The 13,763-nt window shown below is 71.1% G+C and carries 16 protein-coding genes and 1 tRNA gene; 5 read left to right on the top strand and 12 right to left on the bottom strand.

What is annotated here, in order from left to right; translation table 11 throughout:
• Both FM076_RS33850 and FM076_RS15710 read right to left on the bottom strand, forming a co-directional pair.
• On the bottom strand, positions 1–1,698 hold a 1,698-nt coding region (locus FM076_RS33850), incomplete at its 3' end, for an MDR family MFS transporter (protein ID WP_430625926.1).
• 16 nt (positions 1,699–1,714) lie between these two features.
• Positions 1,715–2,191: a MarR family winged helix-turn-helix transcriptional regulator gene (locus FM076_RS15710; RefSeq protein WP_173871288.1), complete on the bottom strand. Its 477-nt coding sequence runs from the start codon at positions 2,189–2,191 to the stop codon at positions 1,715–1,717.
• A 284-nt stretch (positions 2,192–2,475) separates the two neighbouring features.
• Between FM076_RS15710 and FM076_RS15705 the strand changes: the two genes are divergently transcribed.
• The gene (locus FM076_RS15705; protein WP_173871287.1) at positions 2,476–2,700 is read left to right on the top strand and encodes a hypothetical protein; all 225 of its coding nucleotides are present in this window, start codon (positions 2,476–2,478) and stop codon (positions 2,698–2,700) included.
• A gap of 257 nt (positions 2,701–2,957) precedes the next feature.
• Here the strand turns inward: FM076_RS15705 and FM076_RS15700 are convergent, their stop codons facing one another.
• The 5 genes from FM076_RS15700 to FM076_RS15680 all read right to left on the bottom strand — a co-directional run bounded on the left by FM076_RS15700 (position 2,958) and on the right by FM076_RS15680 (position 7,558).
• Complete coding sequence (locus tag FM076_RS15700) at positions 2,958–3,875, bottom strand: hypothetical protein (RefSeq protein ID WP_243274522.1); 918 nt, start codon at positions 3,873–3,875, stop codon at positions 2,958–2,960.
• A 97-nt stretch (positions 3,876–3,972) separates the two neighbouring features.
• A complete protein-coding gene (locus tag FM076_RS15695) occupies positions 3,973–4,989 on the bottom strand; it encodes an RNA polymerase sigma factor SigF (RefSeq protein WP_173871285.1) in 1,017 nt (338 codons plus the stop codon).
• Positions 4,990–5,187: 198 nt separating this feature from the next.
• Entirely contained in the window at positions 5,188–6,036 is an 849-nt protein-coding gene (locus FM076_RS15690) for a SigB/SigF/SigG family RNA polymerase sigma factor (protein WP_173871283.1), read from the bottom strand.
• A 181-nt stretch (positions 6,037–6,217) separates the two neighbouring features.
• A complete protein-coding gene (locus FM076_RS15685; protein ID WP_173871281.1) occupies positions 6,218–6,382 on the bottom strand; it encodes a hypothetical protein in 165 nt (54 codons plus the stop codon).
• 228 nt (positions 6,383–6,610) lie between these two features.
• Positions 6,611–7,558 (bottom strand): NADP-dependent oxidoreductase, encoded by a 948-nt coding sequence (locus FM076_RS15680; protein WP_173871279.1) that lies wholly within the window; start codon positions 7,556–7,558, stop codon positions 6,611–6,613.
• Positions 7,559–7,741: 183 nt separating this feature from the next.
• Between FM076_RS15680 and FM076_RS34990 the strand changes: the two genes are divergently transcribed.
• On the top strand, positions 7,742–8,029 hold the full coding sequence (locus FM076_RS34990) for a DUF6596 domain-containing protein (protein WP_173871277.1): 288 nt from the start codon (positions 7,742–7,744) through the stop codon (positions 8,027–8,029).
• On the opposite strand, the gene FM076_RS15670 is transcribed toward FM076_RS34990, so the two are convergent.
• The 4 genes from FM076_RS15670 to FM076_RS15655 form a co-directional block, all read right to left on the bottom strand.
• Positions 8,024–8,111 (bottom strand) — tRNA-Ser (locus FM076_RS15670). The genes FM076_RS34990 and FM076_RS15670 overlap by 6 nt on opposite strands.
• 10 nt (positions 8,112–8,121) lie before the next feature.
• Complete coding sequence (tadA, locus tag FM076_RS15665) at positions 8,122–8,700, bottom strand: tRNA adenosine(34) deaminase TadA (protein WP_173871275.1); 579 nt, start codon at positions 8,698–8,700, stop codon at positions 8,122–8,124.
• 34 nt (positions 8,701–8,734) lie between these two features.
• Complete coding sequence (locus FM076_RS15660; protein ID WP_173871273.1) at positions 8,735–9,286, bottom strand: hypothetical protein; 552 nt, start codon at positions 9,284–9,286, stop codon at positions 8,735–8,737.
• Between the two features lie 227 nt (positions 9,287–9,513).
• A complete protein-coding gene (locus FM076_RS15655) occupies positions 9,514–9,711 on the bottom strand; it encodes a hypothetical protein (RefSeq protein WP_173871271.1) in 198 nt (65 codons plus the stop codon).
• A gap of 678 nt (positions 9,712–10,389) precedes the next feature.
• Between FM076_RS15655 and FM076_RS15650 the strand changes: the two genes are divergently transcribed.
• From FM076_RS15650 to upp, 3 genes are all read left to right on the top strand, one after another.
• Positions 10,390–10,683, top strand: a complete 294-nt coding sequence (locus tag FM076_RS15650) for a hypothetical protein (RefSeq protein ID WP_173871269.1) — start codon at positions 10,390–10,392, stop codon at positions 10,681–10,683.
• Between the two features lie 215 nt (positions 10,684–10,898).
• Positions 10,899–11,447 carry a hypothetical protein gene (locus tag FM076_RS15645; RefSeq protein ID WP_173871267.1) on the top strand — a complete coding sequence of 183 codons (549 nt, stop codon included), beginning with the start codon at positions 10,899–10,901 and terminating at the stop codon, positions 11,445–11,447.
• A 297-nt stretch (positions 11,448–11,744) separates the two neighbouring features.
• A complete protein-coding gene (gene upp, locus FM076_RS15640; RefSeq protein ID WP_173871265.1) occupies positions 11,745–12,380 on the top strand; it encodes a uracil phosphoribosyltransferase in 636 nt (211 codons plus the stop codon).
• A gap of 531 nt (positions 12,381–12,911) precedes the next feature.
• Here upp and FM076_RS15635 read toward each other — a convergent pair.
• Positions 12,912–13,643, bottom strand: a complete 732-nt coding sequence (locus FM076_RS15635) for a LytR C-terminal domain-containing protein (protein ID WP_243274521.1) — start codon at positions 13,641–13,643, stop codon at positions 12,912–12,914.
• Positions 13,644–13,763 lie beyond the last annotated feature (120 nt).

The raw sequence follows: 13,763 nt of genomic DNA, 5'->3' as shown, positions 1-13,763 counted from the left end.
CGGTGCGTCGGCGGCTTCCTGCGCCTCTGTCGCGTTGGTGGTCCGCAGCGGGACCTCCCGGATGAACAGGACGCAGATCAGCGCGAGGAGCGCGACCGGCGCGGCGTACAGGTAGATGTCGCCGATGCCGTGCCCGTAGGAGCTCTCCACGACGGTGCGTACCGGCGCGGGCAGCTTGTCCAGGTCCGGCAGGGCGCTGCCGCCGCCACCCGTGGCGCCGCCGCCCGGCTTGATGCCGAGCTTGGCGAAGCCGTCCTCCATGAAGTGGGTGATCCGGTTGGAGAGCACGGCGCCGAGCGCCGAGACACCGACCGCACCGCCCAGCGAGCGGAAGAAGTTGACGGTGGAGCTGGCCGACCCCAGGTCGTTGGCGGCGACCTGGTTCTGCGTGGCGAGCACCAGGTTCTGCATCATCATGCCGACGCCCAGGCCGAGCAGCGCCATGAAGAGGGCCAGGTGCCAGTACTCGGTGTCGTACCGCATGGTGCCCAGCAGGCCCATGCCCGCCGTCATCAGCACACCGCCGGCGATCAGGAACCGCTTCCACTTGCCGGTGCGGCTGATGATCTGGCCCGAGACGGTGGTGGAGACGAAGAGCCCGGCGATCATCGGGATCGTCATGACGCCGGCCATGGTCGGCGACTTGCCGCGCGCCAGCTGGAAGTACTGGCTCAGGAAGACCGTCGCGCCGAACATCGCGATACCGACGAACAGCGAGGCGACCGCGGCGAGCGTGATCGTGCCGTTGCGGAACAGCCGCAGCGGGATGATCGGCTCCTTGGCCTTCGACTCGACCAGGATGAAGAGCAGCGCGAGCACGAGGGCTCCGGCGACCATGGTGTAGGTCTGCCAGGACAGCCAGTCGTACTTGTCACCGGCGAAGGTCACCCACAGCAGCAGGGTGCAGGCCGCGGCGGCGATCAGGAACGCGCCGAGCCAGTCCACCTTGACGCCCTGCCGCTTGACGACGGGCAGGTGCAGCGTCTTCTGGAGCACGATCAGCGCGATCACGGCGAACGGGACGCCGACGTAGAAGCACCAGCGCCAGCCGAGCCAGCTCGTGTCGGTGATGACGCCGCCGAGCAGCGGGCCGCCGACGGTGGCGATGGCGAACGTCGCGCCGAGGTAGCCGCTGTACCGCCCGCGCTCGCGCGGGGAGATCATCGCGGCCATGATGATCTGGGCCAGGGCGGACAGACCGCCCATGCCTATGCCCTGGAACACCCGGAAGGTGATCAGCATCCCCGGGTTCTGCGAGAGACCGGCTCCCGCCGAGGCCAGGACGAACACGATCAGTGCGACCTGCACCAGCACCTTCTTGCTGGTGAGGTCCGCCAGCTTGCCCCACAGCGGGGTGGACGCGGTCATCGCCAGCAGCGACGCGGTCACCACCCAGGTGTAGGCGCTCTGGCTGCCGTTCAGATCGTGGATGATCTTCGGGAGCGCCGTGGAGACGATCGTCGACGACAGGATGGCGACGAACATGCCGAGCAGCAGCCCGGAGAGCGCCTCCATGATCTGCCGGTGGGTCATCGGTGCCGCGCCGGTGGATGCCGGTGCGGCGGTGGTGCCTGCGCCCGGTGCCGGGGTCCGGCCCGGGGCGGCGTGTCCGTGAGCCGCGTGTCGGGCCCCGCCGCTGGCCCCTTGCACGGCGTCGCGGGGCCCCCCAACCGGCGGCTGGGGTCGGGTTGTTGCCATTCGGCGTCCTTCTCACTCAGTGTGTTGCGGTCGTTGTCGTCTCGTGGGGTTGCCCGCCGCGGGAGCGGCAGTCCCCGAAGCTCGTACGGAGCCGGCTGAGCAGGGTGTTGAGCTGGGCGACGTCCTCGTCGCTCCAGTCGTGCAGGTGGGCGGCCAGCGACTCGGTCGTATGGGCCGAGAGCTCCGTCAGGAACCGCTCACCGCTCTCGCTGATCCGCAGCAGTCGGGAGCGGCCGTCCTGCGGGTCGGGATGGCGTTCGATCCAGCCGCGGTCGGCGACGTGGGCGACGTGGCGGCTGGTCACCGACATGTCGATCGCCATCAGCTCGGCCAGCCGGCTGGTGCGCATCTCCCCGTGTTTGCTCAGGAGCATCAACACGGCCGCCGACGCGGGTGGACACTCCGGGGGGAGACCGCGCGCCATCTCTCGTTTGACGGCGCCTATGGCGCTGATCTGCCGGGCCAGCTCCTCGTACTGACTGCGTTCGGCCATCTGCACCCCATGAACTTGTTGCTTAAGGCAACCATAAGATGGTTGGTTGCTGTAGGCAAGTTGATTCCGGGCAAGCGAGGCAAACCTTTCCCCAAGCCTCCGTGTGCGCTCCCTCAAGCCCCGGTCAAGGTGCTCGTGGAAAGCCCTGGTGGGAAGGGGGTGTGGGGCGGCAGGGGTGCGGGTGGCCGATGTGAGGGATGGCACAGGGACAGCACAGGGATGGCGCGACGGCTGCCCGGACCGGGCTGTGCCATCCGAGGAAGGGTTCGCTAGGGTCCTGGGACATGGCTCACAACCCGCACGCCCCCCAGGGTCCGGACGCACAGGGACACCCCGATCCGGCAGGCAGCACCCAGATGTTCCGCGCCTTCGTCGACGAGGGCGCCCCCCGGCAGGGCAGGCGGCCGGCCCCCGCCCCGGCCCCGGCCGGTCCGCGCGTCGGCGTGATCGTCGGCGTCGTCGTGGCCCTCGTCGTCCTGGCGGGTGTCGCCTGGCTGGCGTTCTCGTAACCGTCCCGCGCGTCTGACGGCCCCGGGCGGGGGTCCGCCGTCCGTGCGCAACCGGGCTCCGCGCGCGCGTGCGGAGCCCGCTGTTCACGTGCGGGGCCCGCTGTTCACATGCCGCTGCTTCGGGGCGCCTTCTGTCCTGAAGCCGTGGCGGGTGTGCCGGGGATCGCGCCCCTTGCGCAGCGCGGACCGACCGGTCGGTATGCCCCGAAGGGTGGTCCGCTCCCGCGCGAGCGCGGGCCCGCCCGCGCTCGCGGGGATCACTTCCAGCCGGAGAGCTTCACCTCGCGGGTCTCCACGCGCATCCCCAGCGGCACCCGCCAGGCGTCCACGCACACGGTCCAGGTCTTCTCCTTCTTCTCCCCGGCCCCGATCGGCACGGGCAGCTTGCGCGTGGTCTCCCGGGTGTCCCAGTCGACGCCGAGCGCGCCGATGATGTGGATACCGAAGGTGATCTCGCCCGAGGTGACGGGGCTGCCGCCGGAATTGGTGAGGCCGACCGTCACCCTCTCGCACCACCTCTTGTCCGTCTTGGCCCGCTGCGGCTCGCTCGCCACCAGGGCGGCCGGACCGGTCGGCCCGCCCGGCGAGGGGGAGCCACCGCTTCCACCGCCACCGCCCCCGCCGCTGCTCCCCCCGCCGCCACCCCCGGAACCACCACCGGAGCCGCCACCTGCCGAGCCGCTGCCGCCCGAGCCCGAGGACGAGCCGCCCGGCGCCGAACCGGAGGCCGCCCCGCTCCCCGCCGCTGCCTCGCCCTTCCCGCCCGCGTCCCCGCTCGCACCCGTCCCGTCCGACGCCCCGCCGGAGGGGCCCGCGGACCCCGAGGACGGGGACGCGGAGGCCCCCTCGCCGCCCGCGCTCTTCCCGCTGCCGCCGTCGCCGCGTGTGCCGTCCCGTTCGCGCGTGCCGTCGCCGTCCCCGCCCCCGGGGTCCCCGGGCAGCGGCACCATCCGTACCTTGTCGTCCGGCCGCGCCGGCCCGGAGCTGTCGCCGCCGGGCCCCGAGTCGACGGCCACATAGCCCTCGTCGCCGCCCCCACCGCACCCCGCGGCCAGCGGCGCCCCGAGACAGACGAGAGCCGCCGAGGCGGCTATCCGGCCGCCCCGACGGCTCCGCGTGCTGATGCTCCGCCCGCCCCGGCCGCTGTCGATGCCCTGGCTCCCCTGCCTCCGCATGGCGCCAGTGTCACTGACGGTTCGTCAGATGTGAAGCCTCGGTCCGTACTTCTCCGTGTCCCCCGTCGCACTCGGTCCCCCGGTCGTCTCGGTGCTGTCAGTCCTCGGCGATCAGCCCCTCGCGCAACTGGGCGAGCGTGCGCGTCAGCAGCCGGGAGACGTGCATCTGGGAGATGCCGACCTCCTCGCCGATCTGGGACTGCGTCATGTTCGCGAAGAAGCGCAGCATGATGATCTGCCGTTCGCGGGGCGGGAGTTTGGCCAGCAGAGGCTTGAGGGACTCGCGGTACTCGACGCCCTCCAGCGCGCTGTCCTCGTAGCCGAGACGGTCCGCGAGGGAGCCCTCGGCCCCGTCCTCCTCCAGCGCGGGGGAGTCCAGCGAGGAGGCGGTGTAGGCGTTGCCGACGGCCAGCCCGTCGACCACGTCCTCCTCCGAGACGCCCAGGCAGGTGGCCAGTTCGGTGACGGTCGGGGAGCGGTCCAGGGTCTGGGACAGCTCGTCGCTCGCCTTCGTCAGCGCCAGGCGCAGCTCCTGGAGGCGGCGCGGGACGCGCACCGACCACGAGGTGTCGCGGAAGAAGCGCTTGATCTCACCGACGACGGTCGGCATGGCGAACGTCGGGAACTCCACCCCGCGTTCGCAGTCGAACCGGTCGATCGCCTTGATCAGGCCGATCGTGCCGACCTGGACGATGTCCTCCATCGGCTCGTTGCGGCTGCGGAAGCGGGCGGCGGCGTAGCGCACCAGCGGCAGGTTCAGCTCGATGAGGGTGTCCCGCACGTACATCCGCTCGGCGGTGACGTCCTTGCCGGGCGACTCGGCCGCCGCCTTGTCGAGCGCGGCCAGCCGCAGGAAGAGGGAGCGGGAGAGGGTGCGGGTGTCGAGCGCGTCGCCGTCGGCCACGGTGGTGACGGCGCCCGCCGGCTCCGCCGGTGCGGCGTCCGGCAGCGCGGCGTCCGGCAGCGCGGCGGCCGGCAGCGCGGCGGCCGGTCCGACGGGCTCCTCACCGAGGGTGCGGGGCATGCTGCCGGGCTCCATCGGCCCGTCGGGTGCCCCCGGGGCCGGGGACGTGTTCTCGATGAGCACCTTGGAGCTGCCCAGTTCTACGGACATGCCACCCCCTTGAGGTCGCGGACGGGTCGCTGCGGCGCCCTCGGCTGAGGGAAGCACCTCCCCCTCCATACCGGGCGCGCCGCCGCGGCAAACGCAGCTCTTGCAGAATGTCACAAGTAGGCAACGCGACGTAGCCTCATGTCGATAAAACTGCACAGTTGAGAGCGGTGGGGCGGAAGTTGACGTAGCCCGATCCGGTTACGCGTCGATTCGATTTGCGGCCCGCAGCCGGGCGAAGCTGCGCGAGAGCAGCCGGGAGACATGCATCTGCGAGACCCCCAGCTCGGCGCTGATCTGGGACTGCGTCAGGTTCCGGTAGTACCGCAGCAGCAGGATCCGCTGCTCGCGCTCGGGCAGTTGTACGAGCAGATGCCGCACCAGGTCCCGGTGCTCGACACCGTCCAGCTCCGGGTCCTCGTAACCGAGCCGGTCCAGCAGCCCCGGCATCCCGTCCTCGCGCTCCTGCGCCGCCTCCAGCGACGTGGCGCGGTAGGCCCGGCCCGCCTCGATGCAGGCGAGCACCTCCTCCTCGCTGATCTTCAGCCGCTCGGCGATCTCCGCGGTGGTCGGGGACCGCCCGTGCAGCGTCGTCAGATCCTCGGTCGCGCCGCTGACCTGCACCCACATCTCGTGCAGCCGGCGCGGGACGTGCACGGTGCGCACGTTGTCGCGGAAGTAGCGGCGGATCTCCCCGACGATGGTCGGCATCGCGAAGGTGGGGAACTGCACCCCGCGCTCGGCGTCGAACCGGTCGATGGCGTTGATCAGGCCGATCGTGCCGACCTGGACGACGTCCTCCATCGGCTCGTTGCGGCTGCGGAAGCGCGCCGCCACGTAGCGGACGAGGGGAAGGTTGGCCTCGATGAGGGCGGCGCGGATGCGCTCGTGCTCGGGTGAACCCGGCTCGTGCCGGGAGAGCTGCTCGAAGAGGGACTGCGTCAGCGCCCGGGTCCGCGCGGCCCGTTCCCGCTGCGCTTCGGCGGGGGAGGACGGCCGCGTCTCGGCGTCGCCGGAGGGCGTCTGGGTGGGGGTACGGGTCCCGTCCACTCAGCCACCACCCCTTACGGTGCAGATCTGTCGTGATCGATCGCGATTCGTCCGCCAAAAAGCGGTCATAGCATCACAAGACATGTGCACCGTGTGCAAGCACCGGATAACTCCGTGTTGCTGCCTTACGGGCGGCGAAACCCCTGGTGGGAGGGGGTGGAAGAGGCGTTTCGGGTGGCTCTCAGTTGACCAGCGAGGTCATGAACCGGCCCACACCCTGCGCGGCGCTGGAGATGCCCTCGAAACCTATCTGCACCAGGTCCGCGGCACGTTCGGGAGAGGTGATGATCGTGTACAGCACGAAGACGACCAGCATGTAGCCCACGATCTTCTTCGTCTGCGCCATCGCGCTGCCCCTCCCCTGGGGTGTTCGCTCACCGACACCCCGCACCCCGTACACCTGTGCGGCGGTGTGAGTGTAGCGGTAACGGTGCGTCCCCACGGGCGGATGTGTGCGGAGGGGCGGCGGATGCGTGCGGAGGGGCGGCGGATGCGTGCGGAGGGGCAGCGAATACGTGCGGAGGGGCGGCGGATGCGTGCGAAGGGGCAGGAGCGCGACCAGGGGCTGGCGGTCTCAGGGCACCAGCACCGTCTTGCCGCGGGCACCCCCCGCCCGGTTGCGGGCCACCGCCCCCGGCGCCTCCTCCAACGGCACCTCCGCCTCGATGGGGACGGTCACACGGCCGCTGTCGATCTCCTCACCGAGCCGCTCCAGCAGCTCGGCGGAGGGAGCGATGTGGAAGTTGATGCCCTCGATGCCGCGCCCGTACAGCGCGTCCACCGACGCCGCGTCCAGCGTGGAGACGGCCACGCCGCCGTCCCGCACCAGGGCGGCGTGCGCCGCGAAGTCCTCCCGGGAGGCCGAGCCGAGGTCCACCAGCGCGTCCACACCCTGGGGGTACTCGTCCCGCACCGCCTCAGCCAATCCGTGCTCGCGCACATCGACGGTGCGTGCCGCGCCGAAGGCCGCCATGCGCGCCTGGTCGTGTCCGTGGGTGGCGGCCAGCACGCGCAGCCCGCCGGCGGCGGCCAGCTGGGTCAGGAACGTGCCGACGCCGCCCGCCGCCCCGATGATCAGCAGGCTCTCGTACGAGCGCAGCGCCGCCGCGTCCATGATCCCCAGCGCCGTCATCCCCGCGGTCGGCGCCCCGGCCGCGGCGGTCAGCGGCAGCGACAGGGGCGCGGGGGCGATGCTGCCCGTCTCGTTCACGACGACGTACTCGGCGTAGGTGCCGCGCCCCACCGGCTCGCTCACCACGTGCCCGTACACCTGCTCGCCCCGGGCGAACCGGTGCGCCTCCGCGCCGCTGTCCTCCACGGTCCCCGCGAAGTCCACACCCATCACCAGGGGGAAGTCGTACGGGACGGTCTCCGCCAGCATCCCGTCGGCGATCTTCCAGTCCAGCGGGTTGAGGCCCGCGGCCACGACCCGTACCAGGACCTCGCCCTCACCCGGCTCGGGCCGCCGCGCCCGCAGAACCTCCGGCCGCCCGTTCCGCTCCCGCACACCGACAGCACGCATTCGCCCGTGCCTCCCTGCTCCCCCCTTGGGACCAGCGGTCGCCCTCTCAACGTACGACAGCCCGCGCGGGCTCGCAGTACGCGCGCCGCGCATCCCGCGGCGAGGATGTCGATCCGGCGGCGCCGGCTCCGACCGACAGGTGGAGGGGTCCCGCCGGGGCCCGCGGACAACGAGGAGCGCACGATGAAGTTCCTGATCAGCGTGCACTACCTGATCTTCAACGAGGGCTGCACCGCCTCCTCGGGCCGCGACTTGCACCGCCCCGACCTCGCGCGCGAGGCGATCCGGCTGACCAGGACGGTGCACGCGCAACTGCCCGCGGACGACGAGGTGACCGGGCTGCTCGCACTGATGCTGCTTGACCCACGCCCGCCGGGCGGCCCGGACCACGGCTTCAAGGCGCCGGCCGGAGCACGACGAAGGGCCGGGCCCTCACCGGGGTCCGGCCCTTCCTCCTGCTCAGAGCGGTAGCGGTGGGATTTGAACCCACGGAAGGGGGTTGCCCTTCACTCGCTTTCGAGGCGAGCTCCTTCGGCCGCTCGGACACGCTACCGAGAGGAACTCTAGCCCACTGGGGGCCCCGGGTCGAAATCGGTTTCCGGGAGGGCTGGGGGTGGCGTGTCCGGGGAGCGGAAGAAGGCGGTGAGGAGCGCGGCGCACTCCTGGGCCAGTACCCCGTTGATCACCTCGGGGCGGTGGTTGAGGCGGCGGTCGCGGAGGGCGTCCCACAGGGAACCGGCGGCGCCCGCCTTGGCGTCGAGGGCACCGTAGACGACACGTTCGACGCGGGAGAGCACCGCCGCGCCCGCGCACATCGTGCAGGGCTCCAGGGTGACGACCAGCGTGCAGCCCGTCAGGCGCCAGCTGTCGCCCCGTACCCGGGCCGCCTCGCGCAGGGCGAGGACCTCCGCGTGGGCGGTCGGATCGCCGTCCGCCTCACGGGCGTTGTGCCCCCGTCCGAGCACCGTGCCGTCCGGTGCGAGGACGACGGCGCCGACCGGCACGTCCCCCGTCCGGGGCGCCCGTACGGCCTCCGCGAGCGCCAGCCGCATGGGCTCGCGCCACGGATCGCGTACGGGGTCGCCTTCCGGTTCGGGGGACGGGGAGTCGGCGGTCGGCCGCTCGTCGTGCGCGGGGCTCATGGGAACAGTCTCGCGCCTGCCGCGCGGCGCCGGCTCAGCGGACGGACTCCAGCACGTCCGTGCAGCCGAGCGCGTCGGCGACCTCCGCCAAGGCGTCCTGGGGAGGCAGCGAGAGCAGGGCCTTCTCGTCCATCCCCAGATCGCTCAGCAGTTCGGCGTCGCCCAGCGGACCGGCGGGTGCGGACTCCGCGTCGGCGACGGCGGCGCGCTCGGCCTCCTCGCCCTCGTGGTCACCGCCTTCCGGTTCCCCCTCCTCCGTGCCGTCCAGGTCCACGAGTTGGTCCAGGGCCGAGGGATCCTCCGGCTGGCGTCCCAGCAGCTCGTCCGAGAGCAGTATCTCGCCGTACGAGCTGCGCATGGCCGCAGCGGCGTCGGAGACGAAGACGCGGGGGTCGTCCTCGCCGTCCACCCGGACGACACCGAACCACTCCCCCTCCTGCTCGATGCAGACCAGCACTGTCTCGTCGTCCGGCGTGGCCTCCCGGGCCAGGTCGGCCAGATCGGCCAGGGTCTCCACATCGTCCAGCTCTGTGTCGCTCGCTTCCCACCCGTCTTCGGTGCGCGCGAGCAGCGCGGCGAAATACACCGTGACTCTCCCACTGATTCAAGATGTGCCCGATGTCGACGAGGACCGTGCCCCGCCCCACGGGAATCGTGGCAGAAACCCGCGCCGTGCGAGGAGTCTTCGGCTGTGCGTCGTCGCGCTGTTTGCCCGGCTGTTGCCCGAACGGTTTCCCCCGCGCCCGTATGTGGCGACGCACCGTGACACCTCGCGACGCTGAGCTGAGCACCGTGCGCACGCGTGCACGGCGCTCACCAGCGGAACGTGCGCATCCGCAGTGCCTGCCGACGCCGGCGGGCGGCGCGGGAGCGGCGCGGGTGGACGCGTTCGCGCAACTCCTTCGCCTCGTTCAGCTCTCGGAGAAAGCGAGCACGGCGGCGCAGCCGCTCCGCGTCGGTAAGGCGGTCGGACTCCTCGGTCTGCCGCCGGGTCTGTGATGCCTCTGTCATACGCACACCTCCGGTGTACTTGCCCACCTTCCCCGGTGCGCCGGGCGTACGCCAGAGCGCCCGGCGGCTTCCGGTCGACCGCCCCCCCCGCACGTCCCCGGCCGTCTCCGCAACGGTCCCGGAGGCCGGGGATCCGGGCGGTCCCAGGAGCGGCCGGGAGCCGGGGCCGGGTTCCGGACCGGTTCCGGGGTGGTTCCGGAACGGTTCCGGAGCCCGGACGGGTACTGGGGCCCGGACGGGTACCGGGCGGGTGCTCGGATTCTGTCGAGGTATGCGGATCCATGTCATCGGCCACTCGACATTGCGGCGCTCCCGCTCCTGGTTGAGGAGCGGGGTGCCTTCCTGTCAGTGCCTTGACGCGAGAGGGGGCTTCCCTGTTGCAGGAAGTTTCCTCTCGAATCGAATGGCGCTTCCTTCCGCTCATCCACAGCGGATAGGAGCACAGCGAGGTAGAGGCTTGGCGAACAAGCCGGACGCCGACGTGATCAAGCCAGTCTCCTCTACCTCACTCGGAAATAGATTCGGTGCGCAAGCTCTCTCCGGTGGGGTCGCTTTTTGACCGCAGAGTCTGACTTTTAGGGGGAGAGACGCAGATTAAGCGCAGCGTTTCGGTGGGCCTGGCTGCCGCATTCTTGTTCACGGGGTGACCGCTCAGGCTTTTCCGCCGCAGAGCCAACGGTGAACAGCGAACAGAGCACCGTTGTCGCCGATGGCTCGGTGCCCGCTTCGTCCTACGGCAGGTCGCCCATCAATTTCTTCACCACCCATGGTGACGACGCACACGTGACCCGTGGCGAGGTGTCGGTTCACGGATGGTGGATCAAGCAGAGCGGCCCTGCCGGGAAGGCGAAAGTCACGGTCTGGCTTCAGGCACACAAGCGGTCGAAGTGGAAGACCGTAGCGAAGGGAGTCCGGACCGTTAAGCCGGGGACCGGAAAGCGGGCCAACGCTCGGAAGAAGCGCAAGAACTGAACCACGAAGGACAGGTTCCGCACGAAGGTCGGTGTCGACATCATTGGTTACGCCGACTCGCCTAGGCAGCTCAATACAAAGGGTGTCACGCGACGCTGCAAGGTGTGAAATAAGCGAAACCATGACCGGAGCGGAAGAACGTCGGCGTGGAGGCAGCGGTGAGGCGCAAACGACCGCCACATAACAGGGTGGCGGGAGAGAGCACGAGGGCGGAGATGTTTCTCGGCCTTCACGGGGTCGTGGATGTCGATGCCGCTGTGATCGAGCACTGGCATCAGGACGATGTAGCGGAGGTGGATGATGGCATCAACGGTCTGGTGCCCATGGAAGCAGCGGTCGATGCCCGGGCAGCACTCGCCTCCATGGCCGAGTGGCAGGAGCTGACCGCCTTCCGGCAGCCCGAACGCGCGGTGCGGGTCCGCCTGGAAGGGCTCCCGGACTCGGTACGGGCCGATAAGCTCGCGGCGACAGTGGAGGACCTCGCCCAGGGGCACCTCGCATGCCGTCCCGGGGCAGGGGCCGACGCCAATGCCTTCATCGAAGGGGTCGCCACCCGGCCCACCGGCCACGAGCGTCTACAGGAAGTGCCCAGCGGCGACCACTGCCTGAGCTTCGACTGCACCGTTCAAGGATGGAACGCGAACACCGCGGCATGGCTGGCCGAACTGTTCACCGAGGCACTCCGGCAGTCGTGCGCGGTGAAGGCCAGTGTGCTGGTCGCTGTGGGCACCTCAAACACGGGGACATCTTCCGTAGGTAGCTGAAGCTGGTCCCCGGGCCGTTGCGACGGTTCGGGGACAGTCTGGTGGCTATGACCCCCTGTATCGAACGGAGGGTTCGATACAGAGGGAGGTCCTTCATGCTCCTCATGCCACCGCCAAGGCTCTTTCGTGAGATGCCTGGTGTCCTCCGGAGGGGTCAGCGGCCCTTGGGCAGCCCCCGAACATCCCGGCGAAACCGCGGCGATCGGTCGGTCAGCGGCCGTGTTCGGGAGCTCGGTAATCTGGAGTCCCAGGGTCGCAGTGCGGCCTTCATTGCCGTTTAGACCCTTGGAGGATGTTGTGCGTTTGCAGATCGTCGACCACCCCCTCGTCGCGCACAAACTCACCACGCTGCGTGACGCGCGCACCGACTCGCCCACCTTCCGCCGCCTGGCGGACGAGCTGGTGACGCTGCTCGCGTACGAGGCCACCCGCGATGTGCGCGTGGAGGAGGTCGGAATCACCACGCCGGTGACGGGGACGACCGGTGTGCAGCTCTCCCGGCCCCGGCCGCTGGTCGTGCCGATCATCCGCGCCGGGCTCGGCATGCTGGAGGGCATGGTCCGGCTGCTGCCGACGGCCGAGGTGGGCTTCCTCGGCATGATCCGCGACGAGGAGACCCTCCAGGCCTCGACATACGCGAACCGGATGCCGGACGACCTGTCCGGCCGCCAGGTCTACGTCCTGGACCCGATGCTGGCCACGGGCGGCACGCTCGTCGCCGCCATCAAGGAACTGATCCGGCGCGGCGCCGACGACGTGACGGCGCTGTGCCTGCTGGCCGCCCCCGAGGGCGTGGCCGTCATGGAACGCGATCTGGCCGGTACGCCGGTGACCGTGGTGACCGCCTCCGTCGACGAGCGCCTCGACGAGCAGGGCTTCATCGTGCCGGGGCTGGGAGACGCGGGCGACCGCATGTACGGGACGGCCGGCTAACGACCGTCCCTGCCGCCTCTGCCGCCTCTGCTGCCTCTTACGCCCCGGACGCCCCCTGACGACGCCGACCCGCCTCTGGGGGCCGTGACCGTGCCGACGGCTCCGTCCGGCGGCGGTGCCTCCCCGTGCGTCCCGTGTCGACGTCCAACGGCTGTGCCCCGTGGCGGGGGTCGGCGGACCGGGCGGGCGGGGGTGGGTGGGTGGTCGTGTCGGCGGACCGACCGGTTGGTATGGGCGGATACGACCTGCCCCGGTGCGGGCCCGGCGTTGCCGCAACGGCTGTTGCCGTACACGGCCGCGCCCCACACGGCACAGGCTTCCGCGCGCACGTCGTCCGGGTTCCGTCCGGAACGTCAACCGGCTGCGATGCGGCCCTGTTTCCGGCCCCGGCCCCGGCCCCCGGCCCCCGGCCCCGGGTCCCGTCCCGGCCCCGTTCCGTCCGGCTCCCGGCGGCCACCGGCCCTGGCAACCCGTGCCCGGCTCCCGGCCCCCGGTCAACATCGCCGCCTCCCCGGCAGCCGGCGGTGGGCCTCAGCAGCCGGTGGTGGCGAGGGTGCCGGTGGGCGCGGGGTGGGACCGTGCCCGTTTCGCCAGGGCGGCGAGTGCCGCACGGGCCTTCTTCGCGCCCGTCAGCTTGGTGAAGCCCTTGCCGAGCACGAGATCGACCTCCGCGCTGTGCCGGCCCTTGTCGCGGCGGATGTCCGCGCCCTTGAGCTGGGTGGCCAGGACCTTGAGGCGGGCGGTGGACTCGGCGCCGGGTGCGCCGAGGAGGACGCCTGCCCCGCGGACCTTCCCGTCGAGTGAGGCGGGCGCGTTGTCCACCTCGCCGACCTTGAAGCCGCGCTTCTCCAGCGCGTCGGCGGTGTCCTGGGCGAGGCCGCTGCGCGAGGTGGCGTTGAGGACGTTGACGGTGAGGGAGCCGGGTGCGGGGAGCCGGGAGGACGGCCGGGTCCGGGCGGTACCGGACCGGGCCCGGAGGCGCCCATGGGCGGCGTCGCCGTCGCGTGCGGTGCCGGCGGAGGCGGCCGGGGTGGCGCAGTCGCCGTGCGCGGTGCGGACGGTGGCCGCGGCGTCGTCCGGTTCGTCGGCGGAGAAGGCGTCCACGAGCTGGAGCGTGCCCCAGCCGAGGACGGAGACGGCCAGCACGGCGGCCGTCGCGGCGGCGATCCTTCTCCCCCGGCGCCGTGGCCTGCGCATACGCGGGTAACGATCACCCTTGATGCGGTACTTCCCGCCCAGGCCCGGGGGAGTGAGCATGCTCATGTGCGCAGAGTAATGGCCAAGGGCCGTACTGCCTACCAGATGATCAGCGGCTCGTCGGCATGCTCACTCGTTCGAGGGAACACCGGAGGGTGTGCCCGGTCGTCCCGGATACGGGTCCGC

This window comes from Streptomyces albus subsp. chlorinus, from assembly GCF_013302895.1.
Taxonomy (GTDB): Bacteria; Actinomycetota; Actinomycetes; order Streptomycetales; family Streptomycetaceae; genus Streptomyces; species Streptomyces chlorinus.
The sequence above is the reverse complement of the archived record's forward strand: the minus strand, read 5'-3'. Positions and strand labels throughout refer to the sequence as shown.